This window comes from Alloacidobacterium dinghuense (genome assembly GCF_014274465.1).
GTDB classification, from domain to species: Bacteria; Acidobacteriota; Terriglobia; order Terriglobales; family Acidobacteriaceae; genus Alloacidobacterium; species Alloacidobacterium dinghuense.
The window spans coordinates 2,317,666-2,338,567 of record NZ_CP060394.1 but is presented as its reverse complement, the minus strand read 5'-3'; the positions used below and the strand labels follow the sequence as shown (position 1 = coordinate 2,338,567).

The window sequence follows — 20,902 nt, the reverse complement described above, 5'->3', positions numbered from 1 at the left end:
TGAAAGGCATGGCATTGAAGGTACTACTCACGGAAAACGCGATCAAATATCGCATCCACGTTTCGTAGCTGCCGATTCAGGTCGAATGCATGCTCCAGTTTTTCTGCGCGGAGTTTCACCGTAATCTCTGTATCGGCTTTGATGAGGTCACGAAAGACCAGATCTTCCTTCCACGCGCGCATCGCATGGCTCTGGACGAGCCGATACGCATCTTCGCGCAGCATGCCCGCTTCAGCCAGATCGAGCAATAGTTGTCCGCTGAAAATCAGTCCGCCTGTGCTCTCGAGGTTCTTCAACATGCGTTTCGGGTAAACGAGCAGTTTCTCAATAAGGTTTGCGGTCTTAGCAAGCAGGTAGTCGGTCAGAATTGTCGAATCGGGAAAGATCACACGCTCAACCGACGAGTGAGAGATGTCTCGCTCATGCCAGAGCGCGACATTTTCATAGGCCGCCTGCGCGTTAGCACGAACGACGCGCGCCAGTCCGCTAATCTGTTCGGTGGTAATTGGATTGCGCTTGTGTGGCATCGCGGAAGACCCCTTCTGCTTTTCAGAAAAGAATTCCTCTGCCTCGCGCACCTCTGTCCGTTGCAGGTGTCGAATCTCGACCGCGATCTTATCCAGCGTCGCTGTGATGATCGCCAGCGTGGAAATGTAGTGTGCATGCCGGTCGCGCTGAATCACCTGGGTTGCTACCGGAGCGGGCTTCAGCCCCAGCTTTTCGCAGATACGTTCTTCATGTTTGGGGCTCAAGTGGCCGAACGTTCCCACCGCCCCGGACAACTTTCCGATGCGAATCTGCTCTGCAGCCGCGTCAAACCGTTCCAAGTTGCGGCGCATCTCCGCGTACCAGTTCAGGAGCTTCAATCCAAAGGTCGTGGGCTCGGCGTGAATGCCGTGTGTACGTCCAATGGTCGGCGTGTGCTTGAACTCCAGTGCACGTTTCTTAAGAACCTCGATTAACACGAGCAGATCCTCGCGAATCAATGCCGATGCGGTCTTGATCTGCAAAGCTTGTGCTGTATCTACGACGTCATTTGAGGTAAGCCCGTAGTGCAGCCAGCGCGACTCCGGCCCGACCTTCTCCGCCACTGCCGTCGTAAAGGCGATGACGTCATGCTTCACTTCCGCCTCAATCTCGTGAATACGCGCAACATCGAAGTCGCCGCGTTCGCGAATCGCCTTGGCAGCCTCCTTCGGAACAATCCCATCCTCGGCCAAGGTCTCGCTGGCAGCAGTCTCTACCGCCAGCCACATGCGGTACTTGTTCTCATCACACCAGATTTGGCCAATTTGCGGGCGTGTGTAGCGGGCAATCAACGAAGCACTCTCCTAAAGGAATAAGCTGTAATAGTGAACTTCTCATTCTACCGTTTATGCATCTAACTTCTAATTGCCTGACAAATGAATGGAACTCAGAAGGGAAATCCATGGAAGAAGTCGTGACAGTCGCCAACTTTACTGAACCGCTCGAAGCTGAGATGGCGAAATTGCGCCTGGAATCCGCAGGAATCGACACATTCCTCTCCGGTGAAAATGCCCGCATCCTCGAACCGGGCCTGGGACCATTGCAACTTCAGGTAAGAGCTTCCGATCAGTCAGATGCGCTGGCCATTCTTGCCGACCCAGGAGCAGGTTCGGCGCCGGAGCCGAACACATAGCCGGATATATCGTAAACGCGATCATATCGTGATACGATATATCCATGGACTCGTCCCCGGACCTGCTAACTCGCCTATCTGAAAACGCAAAAGCGGTCTCACTTGGAACTCTCAGTCAGAAGAGCCGCCCCACTCAGAACGCCGCTTCAGCATCGACAGTGGGCGTTGATCAATATCGCAAGCTCGCTGAGTTACGCTTTCAGTTGCGCAAGTTTTTGCAATTCAGCCATGTGGCCGCCGAAGGCCGAGGCATTCGCCCCCAGCAATATCAGCTTTTGCTGTGCGTCTGCGGCATGCCGCAGGAACTTGATCCGACCATTGCGAACGTTGCTGCACGCATGATGCTCAAGCACAACAGCGCTGTGGAACTTGTAGACCGCACCATAGAGCAGGGCCTTCTGCGCCGCTGCCCTGATCCAACGGATCATCGCCGCATTCTGCTCCGTGTCACAGCAGCGGGCGAGCGCATTCTTGCGTCTCTCGCCGACTATCACATGCAGGAGCTGGAGCAGGCTGGTCCAGAGCTGATTCGCGCGTTACGCCGGGTACTCAATATGAAGACGTCATCCAGTAAGCAGGGGACGGCTAAGCAATGAGCAAAGGCAAGAATAACGGACACATAAATCCGGGGCTGTACTCTCATTTGCGCGACTTTAACGCCGACCCGCGCATGCTGCTTCTAAGCGTTCTTGCGCTCGTGATCGGTGCCTCCGGAGCGATACTCGCATATTTTCTGCTACACCTAATCTACGCAGCTACCAACCTTTTCTATTTCCAACGTCTAAGCTGGCAATTTGTCTCTCCGGCGAAGAATACCCTTCATTGGTTGGCCCTCTTCGTTCCGATCGTTGGTGGTCTCATGATCGGTGTGATGGCGCGCTTTGGTACGGATAAGATACGCGGTCACGGTATTCCCGAAGCGCTTGAAGCCATCCTGATGAACGGCGCAAAGGTCGATGGAAAAGTGGCGATCTACAAACCGCTTTCCGCCGCCATCGCCATCGGCTCCGGCGGCCCATTCGGCGCTGAAGGACCTATCATCATGACAGCCGGATCGGTGGGCTCTCTTTTTGCACAGCTTTTCAAGCTCAGCGACGCCGAGCGCACCACGCTCCTTGTCGCTGGCGCAGCAGCGGGCATGACCGGCGTCTTCTCGACGCCGCTTGCCGCCGTTCTGCTCGCCGTTGAGCTTCTGCTCTTCGAGTGGCGACCGCGAAGTCTCGTTCCGGTAGCCATTGCAGCGACTACGGCAGGCGTGCTGCGCAGATTTCTGCTCGGTAACGGCCCGCTCTTTCCCATGCCACAGATTGCACCGGTGATCGAGCCGCGTACCGTGGTGGCTGCGCTATTTCTCGGAATCATCGCCGGAATCGCAGCCTTGGTGCTGAGCCGTGCAGTGTATGCCAGCGAGGACCTTTTCGAAGAGCGTCTGCCGATGCACTGGATGTGGTGGCCTGCAATCGGCGGTCTCGTCGTTGGCATTGGCGGATTGATTTTTCCTCGCGCCCTCGGCACAGGCTACGACGTCATCGCGTCGCTGATAGGCGGCAACACTACGTGGCAGCTCATCGCCGGAGTGCTGATCATCAAGAGCATCATCTGGGCGTTTTCACTGGGTTCAGGAACATCTGGCGGAATTCTCGCTCCGCTGCTCATGATCGGTGGCGCACTCGGCGCGCTCATAGGCTTCGGCCTCCCAGCCGTGGAAACCGGAGCGTGGCCGCTGATCGGCATGGCTGCGATTCTCTCAGGCGCCATTGGCTGCCCCCTCACCGCTGCGGTCCTCAGCATGGAGCTGACTCACAACTACGCGCTAATTTTGCCCCTCCTGGCAGCATCAGTAGCCGCCCATGCATTTACTGTCCTCTTTCAGAAGCGCTCGATTCTTACCGAGCGTCTCAGCCGTCGCGGTTACCATCTGAGCCGTGAATACGGTGTCGACCCGCTTGAAACCGTTACTGTCGCTGAGGTCATGCGAACAGACGAGGATGCACTTTCGGATTCAGACGCAGTCTTCGCCTATCCCGGCGACACGCTGCGCATGGTGGCCGAGCGTATGGCGTCCGCGCACGTAACGGAAATGCCCGTGAAGGACTTTAGTTCAGGGAAAGCGATAGCCGTGATTGGCCTGGAAGACATGCTACATGCCCGCGCCCGCTCATATATTCGCGAAACGAAACAAGAGCGCGTGCGTCGCCTGCCTGTGTTGTTTGCTCGATCACGCGCGAAAGAAGCCGAAGCGGATTACGAGTCTGTTTCTTAGGTCGTGACCCCGAACAACTCGCTCATTTCTGCGTAAAGAAAACCGCGTCCGGGACAGTACGGCTGTATCCATTTGCCATCAATCACAAATTGGGGAATCGCCCGCTTGCCTACGTGCCGAATCACATCTTCGGCGGCCCCCGGCGTCGTTTCAATATCGATCTCCGTGAAGGGAATATTGTGTTTTTCGAGAAAGCGCTTGGCTTCGCGGCAGTCGCGGCACCAGGTCGCGGTGTAGAGCAGGATCGGCATGCGCAACATAATACCGGGCTGCATATACGTTTGGCAGCCCGGCAATTCGTGCACAGCTAAATTTTTAGTTTCCGCCTCCTAACGTAAAGACAACACTGATTGTTGTTTCCACTGCGACGGGTTCGCCATTCAGCATAAAGGGTCGATAGCGCGCCCGCCGAATCGACTCGATTGCAGCTCCTTGCAGCATGGGCGGCCCACTGACTACGTGGAGTTGCTCAATCGTCCCGCTCGTCGAGATAACGGCTTGCACCACCACAGTTCCCTGGACGCGAGCCTGCCTCGCAATCGCAGGATAGATCGGCTGGATCGCTACGAGGAGTTGTCCGGCAGCCACTCCTGACGAGATGTGCACAGGCCCTTTTGCCGAAGGTGGCTTCACAACTGCAGGAGAAGACGATCCGAGCGTATCGAACAATCCGCTGTCTGTGCCTGTTGCTGCTTTGCCGAATCCGGTATCAGCGGCGGCAGGAGGTGGTCCGGTCTCCGCATCCATAACCACGTGCTGGGGAATTCGGCTCGGGATTGTGAGTGGATTGATAATCATTATCGGTTGCGAATGAGTAGAAGCCGCCGTTGTCCGCTGTGGCAGGTTCGCCGGAGCTAGCGGAACCGGGGACGCCGTTAGTAGTATCGTAAGAGCTTGCTTCGGCAACACGGCCGGGTGCAGAAACGGATACATCACCAGCGCCGCGAGCAGTAACGCCTGTACGCCAAATGAGCCGACAGCGAAATATCTGCTGCGCGTGCGAATGCGCCCAACCGACTCCACAAGACTGTCTTCAAACATAGTGCCTCCAGACCAATCGAGAGTTGGTAAGCGAGGCACCTGTTGCGATTAGACACCGCAGTAGTTCAAGAGTTCCCAGGTATCATGAGGCTGATGACTGCCGACGAACTGAAAAAACTGCTGCGGCTCGAGCCACACCCATGCGAAGGTGGATGGTTCATACAAACATGGCGTGCTGAAGAAACATTTCCTAAAGCTGCACTTCCAGCGCGCTATTCAGCCGATCGGGCTGCTGGAACCGCCATCTACTACCTGCTCGAACCGCATACATTTTCTGAATTGCACCGCTTGGCCTCTGACGAGATATTTCATTTCTACCTGGGTGATCCAGTCGAAATGCTGCAGCTCCTGCCGGACGGAAGCGCGCGTACCGTCATCCTCGGTCAGAACATCAGCTCAGACATGCACGTCCAACTCCACGTTCCGAAATATGTATGGCAGGGTTCACGCTTGCTCCCCGGCGGCAGCTTCGCACTGCTCGGGTGCACGGTAAGTCCGGGTTTTGACTATGCAGACTACGAATCAGGCAAGAGGGAATCGCTCACACAGAAATATCCGCAGGCTGCGGAAGCAATTCGCAGGCTGACCATGACTGATTGAAGTTAATCGCGGCGAGCACGAAAAAACTCTTTGAGAATTGCGCCGCATTCTTCGGACAGAACCCAAGCGGTCACTGGTGTCTTGTGATTTAGCCTCGGATGATTCAGCACGTCGAGCACAGAGCCCACAGCCCCGGCCTTTGGATCAGCAGCGCCATAGATCAGTCGTGCGAGCCGTGCGTGAATCATTGCTCCTGCGCACATCGCGCATGGCTCCAGTGTCACATAAAGTTCGCAATCGAGCAGGCGGTAATTGTCGAGAGCATACGCCGCTCCACGCATGGCAACGATCTCGGCGTGGGCCGTCGGATCGACATCTCGCAGCACGCGGTTCTGGCCGCGCGATATAACCTCGCCTCGTACAACGACGACTGCCCCGATCGGCACTTCGCCAGCGCCAGCCGCCAGTCGTGCCTCGTTAAGCGCTGCCTGCATGAACGTTTCATCCTGCATGTTGACTATCCTAACGTCATGAGGAAAACGCTACAGGTGTTATCTGAACTTGATCAGGAGTCCCTTGTTCCCATCGTTGCTGTTGTTCGCTTCAGCAGCAGGTATCCGAATACTCCCGCAAGCAGCGAAGCGCACAAGACAGCGGTCTTGGCTGCGTCGAGCGTGGCAGGATCATCAAAAGCGAGAGCGCCGATAAAGAGCGAAACGGTAAACCCAATCCCCGCAATCGCTCCCACCCCGGCAATCTGCCCCCAACTCACTCTATTTGGAAGCCGCGCAGCTTTAAGTCTGACAGCGATCCAGGAAGCACAAACGATGCCGATGGGTTTTCCTATAAGAAGTCCCAAGAGCACGCCCCACGAAACCGGACTGTGCAGGAGCGAGCGCCATGTCGATTGCGAAAATGTGACGCCGGCATTTGATAGAGCGAAGAGTGGCAGAACGAGAAAGGCGATCCAGTCATGCAGCTTTCGTGTCAGGCGATCGGCTGGTGATTCCGTATTCTCAATCAGGTACTCCATCGCGCCCAGCTGCCGGTTCGCCAGCGCCGTGTCACCAGAAGCAAGGGCTTTGCGAAATTCTTCCAGAGTCTCGTTGCACACTGTGACGAAAGTATCTGGGGAAACGCGTGAGCGTACAGGGACAAGCATTCCGAGAATCACTCCTGCGATCGTTGCATGAAGACCGGAGCGAAGAACCGCAAGCCAGAACGCGAAACCTAGAACTGCATAAATAATCTGTCGATCAATCCCGATGCGACGGCAAAGCAAAATCAATGCCAACAAAACTGCAGCGATGACTAGCTGACGAAAGTGCAACGTAGTGGTGTAAAAGAGTGCAATTACAACAATGGCGCCGATGTCGTCAGCAATCGCGAGAGATAGCAAAAAGACTTTCAGTTCAGCAGGAACGCCTTTCACCATGGTTAGCACCCCGAGAGAAAAGGCAATATCCGTTGCCATAGGAATGCCCCATCCATGTGCTCCCGCCGTCCCGTAATTCAGGATGACAAAAATGAGTGCCGGCACAACCATGCCGCCAGCGCCTGCGAAAACGGGCAGTGCAGCGCGTCGTATATCGGCGAGTTCGCCGTTAACAATTTCCTGTTTGACCTCCATGCCTACGAGAAAGAAGAACAGCGCCATCATGGCGTCGTTGATCCATGCATGCAAAGGCAAAATCAATTTCGAAACTTTAAGCTCGATGTGCCAGATGTGATAGTAAGACGCACTCCACGGTGAGTTAGCCCAAATGAGCGCAATTACAGCAGCTACGAGCAGAAAAGCACTGCTGACACCCTGTGTATGGATGAACTGCTGGACCGGAAGTTCGACCATGCGCGCGATCAGGGATTCGCGCACCTCCAGCTTAAGTGCCCCGAGCCTGCGTGCCGGTACTGTCATGGCAGACAGTTTATGGAAGCTCGCGTATTCAAACAATGAAAAGAGCTTTGTAGAGGAGCTAGCTGCCGGATCTTAGTCTGCGAATCAATGCGCCAGTAACCCAGTAATCTTCGCCTTGTATCCGCGACTCACTGGCACCTTCTGCCCATCCTGCATCAGGACAAAGGATTCTCCTTCGAGTGAATCTGTTCGGATTTCTTTCACGTATTGCAGATTGACGATTGCCGAGCGATGCACGCGGATGAATGACCGCGGATCGAGCCTGCCCTCGAAATTTGCCATCGTCTCCCGCAGTAGATGGTTCTCTCGATCCGTGCAGATCCGCACATAGTTCTCCTCCGCGCCGATCCAACGGATGTCAGAGATGGGGAGAAAAAGTATGCGGCCGCGAGACTTGAACACGATCCGTGTCGTGTAAGGTTCGTCAGCACGCTTCGGAACCTTCGTTCCCTCGTTCTGTAACGCAATTTGTTCGCGGACTCGCTGCATGGCTTGTTGCAGGCGTTCTCGCGTGAAAGGCTTTAACAGGTAGTCGACCGCATTGATCTCAAAGGCGCGCAGAGCATACTGGTCGAAGGCAGTCGTGAAGATAATCCGCGGAGACGTGGATGGCTTTCCCGCAGAAAGTGCCGATACCACATCGAAACCATCCATTCCCGGCATCTGAATGTCGAGAAGGATTACGTCAGGTTCGGTCAGTTGCGCCAGCTCAATCGTTTCCTGAGCGGTCGCGCCTTCGCCAACAATTTCTACGTCCTTTTCATCCTCCAGCAAATGGCGCAGCTTCTGCCGCGCGAGCACTTCGTCGTCAGCGATGATCGCCTGGATTGTCATAGGCATACTCCAGATTTTTGTCCGTTAGACGGGCAGGGTATTGAAGGGGCAGCAGGAGAATCGCTTGCACTTCCCCGTCTGCGTATTCCTTCAGCTCAAAGCATTGAGCATTGCCATAGTGCAGCTCCAGACGTGCCTTTACGTTGGCCACGCCCACCCGCTCTTTGGCGGTCTCTGCTGCGCTCCGTAGTGCCAGTCCCTTGCCAGAATTACGAACACAAATCCTTAGTTGCCCCTCGTGCGTTTGTGCTTCGATGCCTATGAACGCCTCTCCGGCCGTCTTGGCGACGCCGTGGACGTATGCATTCTCTACGATGGGTTGCAAAATCATAGTGGGAACCAAAGCATCCAGCGCCTCTGGTTCGATTGCGACATAGTGGTGCACGGTTCCGTGAAACCGCGTTCTTTGAATGCCCAGGTAAAGCTGTATAAAGTCCACCTCTTCAGTAAGCGGAACCAGTTGCTGGTCGCCTCTGTCGAGAGTGATACGTAGCATACTGCTCAGTTGTTCCAGCACCTGGTCAGCCGCCTCCATATCGGACCGCATCAGGCTGGAGACACTATTCATCGTGTTAAAGAGAAAATGTGGATTCAACTGCATGCGCAGAGCTCGCAATTGCGCCTGCGTCAGCTGCTGCGCGGCCACAAATTCGCGCTCTCGAAAACTTTGATAAGTGAGAATTACACGGAACAAGCAGAAAGTAACCCAAAAAATAATCAAGTTATCGAGTAATTCGGAATCTAGAAAGTACTGGAGACGGTGCCAGTAAGTCCACTTGTGCATCCCAAGAGGTATCTGCGGTTGACAGGCAACCCAGATGGCCTCTTCCAGAACGCTTACGAAAACGCTGAGCGGAGCAACCCACAGCAGAATAGACTTCGTTGTAGACCGTTTGATAAATGGTCGAAACTTCCACCACAAGATCAGGCAAAAGATACCCCATAACATGAAGTGGAGACACCACGGAACAAGCAGCGTCCGGTAGCTCATGCGGTAGCGAGTTCCTCGGTACGTCATGTACTCCTGAAAAGCGAAGAGTACTCCCAACATCATCCAGCCGGTAAGAAATACCACGGGATGCAGGAACCACGGACGCTCTGGCTTTGCCTTTTCTTCGGATTCGCTCAGTTTCTGGTAGCCCCCTTGTCTGGCTGCTGCGTGTCTTGTCCGGTAGCATACACCTCGCTCATCGGAAAGTACGCAAGGTTCAGCTCATTGCCATGAAGATATATATCCTCATGCGGATGCGCGGCCAGCCATGCCTCCGCACCTTTTTCTGCTTCACTCTGCTGGTCTACAGTTAAAACCTGGCGAGCTGCATTCAAATCATTTGCAAGAAGTTTCTGTGCTTTAGCCCCACCCTGCTTAGCTGCGATCGTGAACCACTGATAAGCTGCCGCCTCATCTTTAGGAACGCCTCTGCCATCACGTGCCAATATGCCGAGAATGACAGAGGAGCGATAGGCGCCGCCCTCGGCTGCAGTCTGAAGCCAGTGCAGCGCTTCACCCGGTTGCTGATTTACCTCAGGATGATTCACCAGCACCAGCCCGAGAGAATGCATCCCCGGCACATACCCTCTGTCGGCAGAACGACGCAGGTAGTCTACAGCTTTGGCAAAGTCGTGCGGATGTCCTGCTACAACAGAGTAGAGAGTTCCGATGGCGTATTCGCCCTCCGGGCTTTGATGGCTGGCCGCACGCTCGAACCATTTCTCCGCTTTTGCCGAATCCTTCTCCGTGCCCACTCCAAGCAAGTAGAGAATGCCAAGATAGTCTTCTGCTCTAGGAAACTTTTTGTCAGCTAGTTCCTGAATCAGTACCAAGCCCATATGCGGATCCTGGGCGATACCTGAACCGCGCAGATACATTACGGCCACGTTCAGCTTTCCCTCCTGCGATCCAGAAGCTGCAGCACGCTCAAACCACTTCGCGGCCTGCGCTTCATCGCGATCTACTCCCACGCCTGCGAGATAAAAATAGCCCAGTTGTACCTGCGCGGCCGGATATCCCTGGTCAGCCGCCTTGCGGTACCAATACGCCGATTGTGCAAGGTCGCGAGGAACTCCGCGTCCCATCATGTAGTCACCGGCGAGTTGCAATTCATGCTTGAGATTTCCTTCCGGACTCTTTCCGGATGCATCGCCGATGTCCGCCATCAATGCATTCGATTGCGACCGTACTGGATTAGCGATTAGGCAGCTGAGCATAGTGAGCGTGCACATGCTCATACGAAGGAAGGTTCTTTGAGTGATCATGAGGGCCTCCTCAGCTAGCCGTCGTAGACAGGCGAGCGAGAATATCGTCACCTATCTTTTTGCCAGCGTTTGTGGCACTCACCCCTGATCCATGAAGCGTGGCCGCAACCTCAAGGCCGCTCGTCCCTCCGCAATCCCATCCATCACAAATCCAGCTGAGGTCAACTTTTTTTGGATGAGATCAACTAATCACAAACAAGATAACTCTTCTTCACTTCAATGGACTCTCGATTCATCACGTAATTGTCGCCGTTCGTCACAGTTCCAATACCATCCGCGACTTCGTCCCCTTGCTCGGAGCGCTACAGTCGCAAACTGACTGACAAATCAAAAAAGCGCAAAGCAGCCGGGACAATTCTAGATGGCTGTCAAAAGGCGCTCGTGGTTGCTTCTTTTTGAAGCACGTTTTTCGGAGGCAGTATGCGTTTGTTGTGGAAGGCAGTTGCTATCGTCAGCACGCTGTGTGGAACCGTGTGGGCGCAGACTTCACTTACTTCGGTTCGCGGAACAGTTACGGATCAAAGTGGCGCTGTTGTCCCTGGCGCACAGATCGAGATCACAAATCAAGCAAACGGATCGAAGCAGACACAGATCGCTGGAAGTCAGGGAGAGTATCAATTCCAACAACTCGTCCCCGGAACATATCTGCTTGTTGCATCCGCGGGTGGATTCGGAGTTCAGATCAAGCGCGCAGAGCTTCTGGTCAATCAACCTGCGACGGTCGGTTTTCAACTCTCAGTGCAGGCAGAAACAACCACAGTGGACGTAAGCGCGCAAGCCGAGACCCTCAACAACGCCGATGCGACCATTGGCAACGCCCTGACGAATGCGACGATCGAGGCACTTCCAAGTGAGGGAAGAAATGTTCCCGATCTGCTCAGCGTTCAGCCCGGAGTCTTGTATCTGGGGCGAGGCGCCGACAAACAAAGCGACAGCCGCACAGGATCTGTCGCAGGAGCGCGCTCCGATCAGACCAACGTCACCCTCGACGGCCTTGACGACAACGATCAGACACAGGGCTACGCATTCACCGGCGTCCTGCGCTCCACGCTCGATTCCGTGCAGGAATTCCGCGTCACCACAACGAATGCCAATGCAGATGCCGGCCGTTCTTCCGGTGGCCAGGTCAGCATGGTCACCAAGTCCGGGACCAATGAGTTTCACGGCGCCGTATACGAGTACAACCGCAACACATTTACCGTGGCGAATGATTGGTTTAACAAAGAGGCGCAGGCTTCTCAGGGTTACGCCAACGTTCCCGGCAAGTTAATCCGTAACACTTTCGGTGGTGCCCTGGGCGGTCCGATCAAAAAGGATAAGTTCTTTTTCTTCGGAAATTATGAAGGTCAGCGAACGGCAGAGAACAAGCAGGTCACGCGCACAACGCCAACAGCCTCATTTCAAAGCGGCGCAGTAAAGTACCTGAGCAACGGTAACGTAGTCACGTTGTCGCCAACGCAGGTTGCGCTCATGGACCCGAATTGCACAGCGAATGGAACCTGCCCGTTAGGTCCTGGCGTGAATCCAAATGCGCTGGCATACTTCAACGAGTATCCCGCTGCCAACGGCTCCGCGCTCGGCGATGGCCTGAACCTCGGCTCCTATACCTTCTCGTCGCCATATCCCGGATCGCTCAATACGTCGATCCTGAAGCTCGATTACGTGCCCACGGAAAAACACCGCCTCTTCATCCGCGGCAACCTGCAAAAGGACACTCAGGAAAACGTTCTTCAATTTCCGGGACAGGCTCCGTCGTATTCGTACATCGATAACAGCAAGGGCCTCGCAGCTGGCGATACCTGGAGCATCTCGCCCTCCCTCGTCAATGATTTTCGCTATGGCTATGTCCGCCAAGGTTTTTCCAATCGCGGTACTGGACAGGGCTCATACGTAGTCTTCCGTTTCATGGACCAATCGACGCCTGAGTCGCGCAGTACGCTCGTGCATGTTCCAGTCAACAACTTCATCGATAACTTCACCGCGTCCAAAGGCAATCACACCCTTTCAGCCGGCGTGAACTGGCGCATCATCGACAACGTCCGCTCTTCCGATCAGCTCTCCTTCAGTGAAGGAAACACCAATGAATACTGGCTCGCAAACGGAGGCGCAATTGCCGGTCAAAGTGTGCCGGGAAGCCCGCAAAGCCTTGATCCCAACGGCTTCGGCTTACCTTCGGTCGACAGCGGTTTCGCGAATTCATACAACATTGCCATCGCGCTCATTACAGGATTAGTTCCGGAATCGATAGGCAGCTACAACTACTCCATTTCCAAAGACGGTAAAACCGGAGCACTCCTGCCCGACGGCACATTTCTTGATCGCCATTTCAAAGCCAATGAGCTTGAGTACTTCGTGCAGGATGCCTGGCGAGTTCGCCCGAACCTGACGCTGACGTTTGGCTTGCGGCACACACTCCTGCAAACGCCGTACGAGATCAACGGTCAGCAACTGTCGCCAACGATTAGCGTGCATGATTGGTTCATGAATCGCGCTGCGAACGCTGCGCAAGGAGTCACCGACCAACCAGACCTGAACTTCGCTCCATCCGGTCAGGCGAGGGGACTGAAACCGTACTGGCTAGCGCAGCACACCAACTTCGCTCCGCGATTCGCTTTTGCCTATGCGCCTGATAGCAAAACCTCTATACGCGCTGGCTTCGGTCTGTACTTCGACCACTTCGGGCAAGGCGTAGTCAATTCATTCGATCAACTCGGATCGTTCGGACTAACGACGAGCATCTCCAATCCGGCAAGCACCTTCAGTGTGGATACGAGTCCTCGATTTAGCGGATTAGATGTGCTGCCGCCGAATGCCTGCTCCCAGCCCGTAAGCATCACGTATCCCTATGTGGCTCCGAACACGGCGGACTGCGGCTTTGCGATTACCTGGGGAATCGATGACAAACTGAAGACTCCGTATTCCGACGTTGTTGACTTTTCCATTCAGCGCCAGCTTCCCGGTGGCTTTCTCTTTGAAGCTGATTACGTAGGCAGGTTTGGTCGCCATCTTTTGCAGCAATTGGATCTCGCTGAGCCTCTCGACCTGGTCGACAAGAAATCCGGCATGGATTATTTCGCTGCCGGAACCCTTATGTCGAAACTGGTCGATGCAAACGGCGGCAATTCGTTTGCCTCTGTGCCAGCGATCCCTTACTTCGAAAACATGTTCCCTGATGCGGCCGGCGGAGGCAAGAGTGCCACGCAAAATATCTACACCGATATATGGGTTGCGAACCGCGGAAACGAAACAACCGCGCTCTACTTGCTCGATGTAGCGTGCGATCCTGGTTGCGGCGGCCAACCCAACCGCTTCTACCAGGATCAATTCTCATCCCTCTACTCATGGTCTACCGTCGGCTCCAGCAGCTACAACGCCGGACAGTTCATTCTGCGCCACGCTATGACTCGGGGCCTTCAACTCGATTTCAGCTACACGTTCTCAAACTCCATCGACTTGGGCTCCGATACCGAGCGCACGAATGAGTTATTCAACACGACAGGCGTCTTTCAGCAGGGGAATAGCTTCAGCGAGATTCTCAACAGCTTCAGGCCACAACTGAATCGCGGCGTTTCCGATTTCGATACGCGACACCTCATCAGTGCTGATTGGGTTTACGAACTCCCCTTCGGTCAGGGCAAAGCGTTTGCCGGTAGCGCGGGCACAGTGCTGAATGCATTGATTGGTGGATGGCAATTCTCGGGCTTGTCGCGCTGGAGCAGCGGCCTTCCGTTTACTGTCGTAGAACCTGCATGGACGACTAACTATCAGGTAGAAAGCGGCATGGTGAAAACGGGTCCGGTAAAGCTCCGCAAGCACATTATCAACGGAGCGCCGAACGCATTTGACGATCCGACCACACTCAATAACGGCATCCAAACTGGATACCCATTGCGCTTGCCGTATCCGGGCGAAGCAGGAGAGCGCAACGCCTATCGCGGCGACGGCTTCTTCGACATCGACTCCGGACTAGCCAAATCATGGCGAATCACGGAACGCCAAAATCTGAAATTTGCATGGGAGGTCTTCAACGTAACAAACTCCGTGCGCTTCGATACCAGCGTCTCGTCCAGCACGGGCGTAGCCCTCAACAACGTAGCCACCAGCAATACATTGGGCGCCTATGCATCAACGCTTACGTTACCGCGAGTGCAACAGTTCTCCCTGCGCTATGCCTTTTAGTTACGCATAGCAAGCAAGATAAGTTTGCAACACAGATTCCCCAGGGTCGGCAGCAATGTCGACCCCCTTTTTTTGTTTCACTACAACACTTCACAATCTACAAGTATTGGAAGGTGCTACCTAGCTTTGTAAGTATCCATGACTTACAACCTATCCACCCAGCCTTGCTAATAACAACCTCATCCCTGTTAGTGATCCATTCGTCCCTCTTCCAATTATCTGTAGATCTAACAGGAACATATTCCACAAATCGAAGAAATCAGAAGGGATGGTGAGAGTACTCGCAAGGTTAGTAAATATCCGAACATTCCGCCCACCACTTCCACGTCACCTGTCAAAGCACGATCCTACATCTCGTCACAAATAGGCACACAGCTTCAGCCGCAGGAAAGCCAAATGCATATTGCGTTGCAGCAGGCCGGTGACGAAGCCATGCAGGTTAGCGGAAACCGCATAGGAGTACAGGGAGGCCAGTTGAACACAACCAGCGCAACGAAGAAGATTGCGCCCGCGGTTTCCGCTTCCACATCGCATTACTTCGCACTACATCGACACGGAACTTTCTGGAGGGCGTCATGCTGTTTTCCAAAGTGGTGCGTCGTCTCATTCCTCTTTGCTTTGGGCTCGTTGTGCTTCTGCCGTCAAATCCTGATCTCCTCGGGCAAGGCATCACAACCGGAACCGTCTCCGGTTCTGTAGCCGACAGTTCGGGGGCTGTCGTCGAACACGCGCATATCACCGCAACCGAGGTTTCGAAAGGCATCAGGCTCATCGCTGATACAGAGCCCGACGGCGCCTTCTCTCTGCGCGCTGTTCCCATTGGGAAGTATGAACTGGTCATCTCCGCAAGCGGATTTAGCAACGCCAATGTGGAGAATGTCTTCGTCAACGCAGGTGCGACAACGGACATCGGCCGGATCGCGCTTTCCGTAACGAGTGCGGCCGAGCAGGTACAGGTGAACGCGTCGACATCCGCTTTGCTCGAAACCAGCGATTCCCAAGTCACTACGGTTTTCGACTCACAGCAGATGTCACGTCTTCCCTTTAACAACGGCTTCGACACCGCGACCGAACTCATCCCCGGTGTTGTGAGCGCGCATGCAGATAACTTCTCCAACACAAATGGCGACACATTCTCCGTCAATGGACAAAGCAGCCGCTTCAACAACTTTGAACTGGATGGGCAGTCGAATAATGACAATACCATCGGCGGTCCGCAGGTCTTCTTCGGCAATCAGGACGCGATCGGGCAGCTGCAGGTCATCACCAACAACTACAGTGCTCAGTACGGTCGCAACGCAGGCGCGGTCGTCAACTACATCACGAAATCAGGAACGAACCAGTTTCATGGCAGCGGCTTTGAATACTATCAGGGGCAGTTCCTGTCTTCATTCACGAATCAAGCAAAGAATCCTCTCTTTGGATACTGCTTGCCTGGCCAAGACCCGACAACCACAGGATGCATGCCGACACAGCTGACTCGTTACGTTGAGAACCGCTACGGCGGCACACTCGGTGGACCAATTCTGAAAGATAAGCTCTGGTTCTTTGGGAGCACTTACTGGAACACGATTCACACCGGTGCTGCGCCTGCTGTATCAAACAATCCAACCGATGGCACTCTTACGCCCACCCCGGCTGGGCTCCAGCAGCTCGCATCCGTGTTTCCAAACAATCCATCCGTTGCCATTCTGCAGAACTATGGTCCATATGGCGTGAAGACTGGCAATCCTCAGCCCGTCGGCGCAATCACCATGCAGACCGTTACCGGCCCCGGAGGCGTCACCACTACGATTCCATTCTCACTCGTGCAGCGCCTCATCACCACGCCGTACAGGGATCAGGAACATCTCGGCCGGCTCGACTGGCAACCGACCGGAGCCGACCATCTGTTTCTGCGCTACTTCTATCAGGATCTCGATCTGGCCGCTGCGGCTGGCGATATTGCGGCCGGCGGTTGGGGCGATTCACTAGGTGGCGCACACTCGATTGGAGCCGATTGGACGCATACCTTCAATACACACTGGGTCGATCAGCTTCGCTATAGCTTCCAGCAGACCAGAGCCTATCTGGAAGGAGGCGCATATCCCAGTTGCAGCGCCTCTGATGTAGTCGACTGTCCATCCGATGTCGTATTTACCGGAAGCAGCGATCTCAGCTTCGGCTACACGCAGAACCCGCAAATCCCCCAGGGCCGCATCGTAAAGGTTACACAGGTACAGAACAACGCCACTTGGAGTCACGGCAACCACACGCTTCTGCTCGGCGGCGAAATCGACTATCAGAATTCTCCAAGCGCCTATCTTCCCAGCTACGGCGGAACATTCGTTTTCAACACTCTTAGTAACTTCCTGGCGAATGGACCTCTCGCAGGACAAACCGCGCAAAACGCTTCTACTCTTAGTCTTGCCGACGGTAACTACACGACTAAATTCACAGAACTGGATGCAGCCGGGTATATACAGGATGACTGGAGAGTAACTCCGAGCTTCACCGCGCACATTGGCATGCGCTGGGAGTACTTCAGCCAGCCGTACAACACGCTTCATAATGAAACAGTTGCACGCGAGTCAAACCCCTCCACAGCATTCTGGGATCCGACACTGCCTCTGGCGGACCGCACAGTGGCAGCAGTCAACGACTTCTATAAGAACTTTCAGCCACGCCTTGGATTTGCCTGGAACCCCACCTTCGACAAGCAGATGGTTGTACGCGGCGGCTATGCCATCAACTCCAATCCATCGTTTTACAACATCTTCAGTAATGATGCCGTTCTCGCGCCTACATCCAATACCGGACAGATCGTATGCAATGGCGCAAACTGCCTTCCTTCAAACGGAAGCTTCACCGTTGGAGGGGTGCGCACTGCTAATCTGCCTGCGCTGCCACGCGGGGCCGATCCGCGTATGCGCGACCAGGGTGGAGTTCCTCTGACATTTCGCCCGCCGTACACGCAGATCTACACGCTTGCAATCCAGCATCAACTCGGAAGCGCAGCGGTCGGAGAACTTCGTTACACCGGCAGCGTTACACATAAGAATTTCCAGAGTAGTGATGCGAACCCATTCTTGCTCCCAGTTCAGATGGACTTTCCGAACTATGTTCCTGTCACGCTCTGCCAGGATCCGAACGCAGTCGGCTATGGACGTCCCGACTGTTCCTTGGGCAACAACAGCGTAGTTAACAATACAGCGTGGGCAAATTACAACGGCCTTCAGCTCAACATCACCACCCGCAATTTCCACGGTCTTACCGGAACCTTTGCGTTCACGCAGAGTCGGGCAATCGACAACGCAACCGACGCGTTTCGCAGCACGGGAGTTGGTGGTTCATCAATCGCATTTCCGCAAAATCCGCTGAACCCCGATGCTCCCGAGCGCGGTGTCAGCGGTAACGATTTCCCAAATGTAGTTGGCCTTGGATTCATGTATGACTTTCCCCGCACGCAACGCAAGAGCGGTCTGTTGTCGCGACTCATCAACGGCTACGCATTTGATTCCATATATCGCTACGACTCAGGACAGCCCTATACTTTCTATCAACCGGTTGGCCTCGATGCCTTCACACCGGACATAAGCTACGGTGACGCGGCTTTCAACGGCAACTTTAATGTCGGCGTTGGAGTCGACACCAGCCGCCTCGTTCTTTCCAATAAGAAAGCTCCGCTGAACGCCGTGGCATACTACAACCCGTACACCGGTCCGACCGTGAATGGCAGCCCGACGCTTGGGCCGCCGCAATTTGTTACCTATCAGAGCGACTTCATTGACGGCAATGGCAACTACAACCCCGGTACACCTATGAACCCGACGACGGCGCACTGGATTATCAACAATCAGGCTTACGCGAAACTTGTTGGCAATCCTTACCCCGGTTCTGGACGTGGCATCAATCGTGGCGTAACTTTCAGTGAACTTGATACGACCATCCTCAAGAGCACTCCGATTACCGAACGCATCAACGTCGAGCTTTCGATGGCCGCCTACAACGTACTGAACCAGGCCTACCGCGGTACGCCCGGAGCTTTCGTGGCGGAGTCGAACAACCTTGGCACTGTTGACCTTAACAACACCGGAACGGTTCCAACTCCAACCGGTCTCACCTCGGGCAATCGATTCGTGATCCTGGGAGCGAAAGTTATTTTCTAAATAGCCGAAAGAGTGATACATGAGCGCATATCTTCAGTCCCCGGTCATCATCACATCTTCACAGCCTCGACGCGAAGCCATCTTTGAGACGGCAGCTGAAAGTGATTCGATCCAGCCTCTGTCTGTTCGATCCAGCGCCGCTTTCAGTGTTGCCCCCGCGCGGCTTTTCTATGCGCTGACAATACCCGAATACATTGAGACGTGGCTCACCCCGCCTGACTCGGATGAAATCCGCTGCACTGGGAATCCCACGACCGGAGAAGCGCTATCGATTGAACTGCGCAGCAACCATCGGGTAACGGCCAGCATTCTTGCCGAGTACAAAAGCATCTCGCCGCAGGACCTGAACATACGCTGGTACGTAAGATCGCGTACGCGCACCTGTGTCAGTCAGCTTCGCGTGGCCATACGAACTGTGCGTGCCGATGCGCTCCTGCGCATACGTCATTCTGGATTTGCCAATCCGAGCGATTGGCATTGGCATCAGGAGCTCTGGGGCTTATCCCTGACCAAGATGCAAATGTTGATCCGTTAAGGAAGGGAAGCGAGCGTACGGACCGCTTCCCCTGAAGATCAGGCGGCTAGATACGAGGCTCCCAGCCTTTCTCGTATTCGCGGTTCCAGCCCTTCATCGCTTCCGCGTCGCCAAGAATTTTCCCGTTCTTGGTATCCAGTTTCAGCTCGCGATTCACCTTCCACGCAATGTTCGAAAGCTGAAGCATCGTCACCGCAACATTTCCTTCTGCTACTGGAGCGTTCAACTTCGCCCCAGTGCGAATGCCGGCAATGAAGTTTGCGAAGTGATCATCCGTCATCGAATCGCGCCCGGTCAGATCAGAAGAGCTGGTCTCGCTGCCGGTCTTGAACTCATCGGTCTTCTTGCCGTGCAGGTCGTAGATCTCGTAGCCGTCACGATCGACCAGCACCGATCCTGTCGTGCCCATGATCGTCGATCCGCGGTCGCGCCCGTAATATCGCATTCCGTTGCAGCACTTGCCCTCCCAGCTGATCGCCTTATCGTCATACTCAAAGCTGGTGACAAGCGTGTCATAGAACTGCCAGTCGTCTTTGAATTGATATCTCCCGCCGGAAGCCGTAACGCGATTGGGTAAGTCCACACCCAAAGCCCAGCGGCATACATCCACTTCGTGCGTCCCGTTATTCAACGTCTCGCCCGTTCCATAGATCCAGAACCAGTGCCAGTTATAAGGATGGAGATTGTCCTTATACGGTCTTCTCGGCGCAGGTCCCTGCCACAGATCCCAATTAAGAGTAGCGGGAACCGCGATCTCTTTTCCCGTCCCAATGGACTTGCGCGTATTGCTGTACCAGGCTTTCGCAAAATAAGCCCGGCCAATCAGCCCATCATGAATCTTGTTAACAATCTCAATCGTGTGCTTGGACGAGCGCTGCTGGTTGCCCATCTGCACGAGCTTGCCGTATTTCTTTTGCGCCTCGACAAGCAACGCCCCTTCAGCAGGATTGTGGCTGCACGGCTTCTCTACATACACATGTTTGCCCGCCTGCAGCCCCGCAATCGCTAACGGTGTATGCCAGTGGTCAGGAGTCGCAATCGTAATCGCGTCCACATCCTTCGAGGCAAGCACCTTGCGATAATCCTGGTCTGTGGCAGGCTCATATCCGAGCTCTTTCTGCACACTGCCGCAGAATTTCCCCAGAATCGTGGTGTCGACATCGCACACGTGAGACAGGCGTGCAGCATCCTTGTTAGCCCCCAACGCAGACAGATGCGCATAGGCGCGGCTATTCAAACCAAATGTGGCAAAGTTAATACGATCGTTCGAGCCCAGAATCTGAGCGTAACTTTTGGCCGTTGCTCCAATCGCCATGCCTGCCGCTCCAACTGCAAGCGTGTCGAGAAATTCCCGGCGAGTAACCATGTCTGCTCCTTTTGGTCTTCCCTGCAAATGTTCGCCATCCGGCATAACCCGTACTTCTACGAGTACCGATACGCGGGACGGCAAAACGAGAAAAGCGTTTGACCTAAATGTACATGAGCGTGATAACGCCGCGCATTTTGCCGAGCTATACTCCCGGAAGAGCGA

16 protein-coding genes are annotated in these 20,902 nt (G+C 54.6%); 7 read left to right on the top strand and 9 right to left on the bottom strand.

Annotated features, from left to right (window positions below):
• Positions 1-23: 23 nt before the first annotated feature.
• Complete coding sequence (gene purB, locus H7849_RS09450; RefSeq protein ID WP_186745983.1) at positions 24-1,319, bottom strand: adenylosuccinate lyase; 1,296 nt, start codon at positions 1,317-1,319, stop codon at positions 24-26.
• 110 nt (positions 1,320-1,429) lie between these two features.
• On the opposite strand from purB, the gene H7849_RS09445 reads away from it, so the two are divergent.
• From H7849_RS09445 to H7849_RS09435, 3 genes are all read left to right on the top strand, one after another.
• On the top strand, positions 1,430-1,660 hold the full coding sequence (locus H7849_RS09445; RefSeq protein ID WP_186745981.1) for a putative signal transducing protein: 231 nt from the start codon (positions 1,430-1,432) through the stop codon (positions 1,658-1,660).
• Positions 1,661-1,818: 158 nt separating this feature from the next.
• Positions 1,819-2,256: a MarR family winged helix-turn-helix transcriptional regulator gene (locus H7849_RS09440; RefSeq protein ID WP_186745980.1), complete on the top strand. Its 438-nt coding sequence runs from the start codon at positions 1,819-1,821 to the stop codon at positions 2,254-2,256.
• Positions 2,253-3,923, top strand: coding sequence for a chloride channel protein (locus H7849_RS09435; protein WP_186745978.1), 1,671 nt, complete (start codon positions 2,253-2,255; stop codon positions 3,921-3,923). The genes H7849_RS09440 and H7849_RS09435 overlap by 4 nt, the downstream gene beginning before the upstream one ends.
• On the opposite strand, the gene H7849_RS09430 is transcribed toward H7849_RS09435, so the two are convergent.
• Complete coding sequence (locus tag H7849_RS09430; protein WP_186747355.1) at positions 3,920-4,174, bottom strand: glutaredoxin family protein; 255 nt, start codon at positions 4,172-4,174, stop codon at positions 3,920-3,922. The two genes, H7849_RS09435 and H7849_RS09430, sit on opposite strands and share 4 nt — an antisense overlap.
• Positions 4,175-4,238: 64 nt before the next feature.
• A complete protein-coding gene (locus H7849_RS09425) occupies positions 4,239-4,964 on the bottom strand; it encodes an energy transducer TonB (RefSeq protein ID WP_186745976.1) in 726 nt (241 codons plus the stop codon).
• 84 nt (positions 4,965-5,048) lie between these two features.
• On the opposite strand from H7849_RS09425, the gene H7849_RS09420 reads away from it, so the two are divergent.
• Positions 5,049-5,564: a cupin domain-containing protein gene (locus tag H7849_RS09420; RefSeq protein WP_251106711.1), complete on the top strand. Its 516-nt coding sequence runs from the start codon at positions 5,049-5,051 to the stop codon at positions 5,562-5,564.
• A 2-nt stretch (positions 5,565-5,566) separates the two neighbouring features.
• Here H7849_RS09420 and tadA read toward each other — a convergent pair whose 3' ends face one another.
• The 5 genes from tadA to H7849_RS09395 all read right to left on the bottom strand — a co-directional run bounded on the left by tadA (position 5,567) and on the right by H7849_RS09395 (position 10,509).
• A complete protein-coding gene (gene tadA, locus H7849_RS09415; RefSeq protein ID WP_186745974.1) occupies positions 5,567-6,016 on the bottom strand; it encodes a tRNA adenosine(34) deaminase TadA in 450 nt (149 codons plus the stop codon).
• A gap of 53 nt (positions 6,017-6,069) precedes the next feature.
• Positions 6,070-7,419, bottom strand: a complete 1,350-nt coding sequence (nhaA, locus tag H7849_RS09410) for a Na+/H+ antiporter NhaA (RefSeq protein WP_186745972.1) — start codon at positions 7,417-7,419, stop codon at positions 6,070-6,072.
• An 84-nt stretch (positions 7,420-7,503) separates the two neighbouring features.
• The gene (locus tag H7849_RS09405; protein ID WP_186745970.1) at positions 7,504-8,253 is read right to left on the bottom strand and encodes a LytR/AlgR family response regulator transcription factor; all 750 of its coding nucleotides are present in this window, start codon (positions 8,251-8,253) and stop codon (positions 7,504-7,506) included.
• Complete coding sequence (locus tag H7849_RS09400) at positions 8,228-9,271, bottom strand: sensor histidine kinase (RefSeq protein WP_186745968.1); 1,044 nt, start codon at positions 9,269-9,271, stop codon at positions 8,228-8,230. The genes H7849_RS09405 and H7849_RS09400 overlap by 26 nt, the downstream gene beginning before the upstream one ends.
• Before the next feature lie 107 nt (positions 9,272-9,378).
• A complete protein-coding gene (locus tag H7849_RS09395) occupies positions 9,379-10,509 on the bottom strand; it encodes an SEL1-like repeat protein (protein ID WP_186745966.1) in 1,131 nt (376 codons plus the stop codon).
• A gap of 420 nt (positions 10,510-10,929) precedes the next feature.
• On the opposite strand from H7849_RS09395, the gene H7849_RS09390 reads away from it, so the two are divergent.
• The 3 genes from H7849_RS09390 to H7849_RS09380 all read left to right on the top strand — a co-directional run bounded on the left by H7849_RS09390 (position 10,930) and on the right by H7849_RS09380 (position 19,371).
• Positions 10,930-14,688 (top strand): TonB-dependent receptor, encoded by a 3,759-nt coding sequence (locus H7849_RS09390; protein ID WP_186745964.1) that lies wholly within the window; start codon positions 10,930-10,932, stop codon positions 14,686-14,688.
• A 575-nt stretch (positions 14,689-15,263) separates the two neighbouring features.
• Positions 15,264-18,836 carry a TonB-dependent receptor gene (locus H7849_RS09385; RefSeq protein WP_186745962.1) on the top strand — a complete coding sequence of 1,191 codons (3,573 nt, stop codon included), beginning with the start codon at positions 15,264-15,266 and terminating at the stop codon, positions 18,834-18,836.
• A gap of 19 nt (positions 18,837-18,855) precedes the next feature.
• On the top strand, positions 18,856-19,371 hold the full coding sequence (locus tag H7849_RS09380) for an SRPBCC domain-containing protein (protein ID WP_186745960.1): 516 nt from the start codon (positions 18,856-18,858) through the stop codon (positions 19,369-19,371).
• 46 nt (positions 19,372-19,417) lie between these two features.
• On the opposite strand, the gene H7849_RS09375 is transcribed toward H7849_RS09380, so the two are convergent.
• Positions 19,418-20,737 carry a Gfo/Idh/MocA family protein gene (locus H7849_RS09375; RefSeq protein ID WP_186745958.1) on the bottom strand — a complete coding sequence of 440 codons (1,320 nt, stop codon included), beginning with the start codon at positions 20,735-20,737 and terminating at the stop codon, positions 19,418-19,420.
• Between the last annotated feature and the right edge of the window lie 165 nt (positions 20,738-20,902).

What these genes read in the sequence shown, in the direction of transcription:
- H7849_RS09405 (WP_186745970.1), bottom strand. Translation starts at nt 8,253, where the DNA reads ATGACAATCCAGGCGATCATCGCTGACGACGAAGTGCTCGCGCGGCAG.
- nhaA (WP_186745972.1), bottom strand. Translation starts at nt 7,419, where the DNA reads ATGACAGTACCGGCACGCAGGCTCGGGGCACTTAAGCTGGAGGTGCGC.
- H7849_RS09385 (WP_186745962.1), top strand. Translation starts at nt 15,264, where the DNA reads ATGCTGTTTTCCAAAGTGGTGCGTCGTCTCATTCCTCTTTGCTTTGGG.
- H7849_RS09395 (WP_186745966.1), bottom strand. Translation starts at nt 10,509, where the DNA reads ATGATCACTCAAAGAACCTTCCTTCGTATGAGCATGTGCACGCTCACT.
- tadA (WP_186745974.1), bottom strand. Translation starts at nt 6,016, where the DNA reads ATGCAGGATGAAACGTTCATGCAGGCAGCGCTTAACGAGGCACGACTG.
- H7849_RS09390 (WP_186745964.1), top strand. Translation starts at nt 10,930, where the DNA reads ATGCGTTTGTTGTGGAAGGCAGTTGCTATCGTCAGCACGCTGTGTGGA.
- H7849_RS09380 (WP_186745960.1), top strand. Translation starts at nt 18,856, where the DNA reads ATGAGCGCATATCTTCAGTCCCCGGTCATCATCACATCTTCACAGCCT.
- H7849_RS09430 (WP_186747355.1), bottom strand. Translation starts at nt 4,174, where the DNA reads ATGCCGATCCTGCTCTACACCGCGACCTGGTGCCGCGACTGCCGCGAA.
- H7849_RS09375 (WP_186745958.1), bottom strand. Translation starts at nt 20,737, where the DNA reads ATGGTTACTCGCCGGGAATTTCTCGACACGCTTGCAGTTGGAGCGGCA.
- H7849_RS09435 (WP_186745978.1), top strand. Translation starts at nt 2,253, where the DNA reads ATGAGCAAAGGCAAGAATAACGGACACATAAATCCGGGGCTGTACTCT.
- H7849_RS09425 (WP_186745976.1), bottom strand. Translation starts at nt 4,964, where the DNA reads ATGTTTGAAGACAGTCTTGTGGAGTCGGTTGGGCGCATTCGCACGCGC.
- H7849_RS09400 (WP_186745968.1), bottom strand. Translation starts at nt 9,271, where the DNA reads ATGACGTACCGAGGAACTCGCTACCGCATGAGCTACCGGACGCTGCTT.
- H7849_RS09420 (WP_251106711.1), top strand. Translation starts at nt 5,049, where the DNA reads ATGAGGCTGATGACTGCCGACGAACTGAAAAAACTGCTGCGGCTCGAG.
- H7849_RS09445 (WP_186745981.1), top strand. Translation starts at nt 1,430, where the DNA reads ATGGAAGAAGTCGTGACAGTCGCCAACTTTACTGAACCGCTCGAAGCT.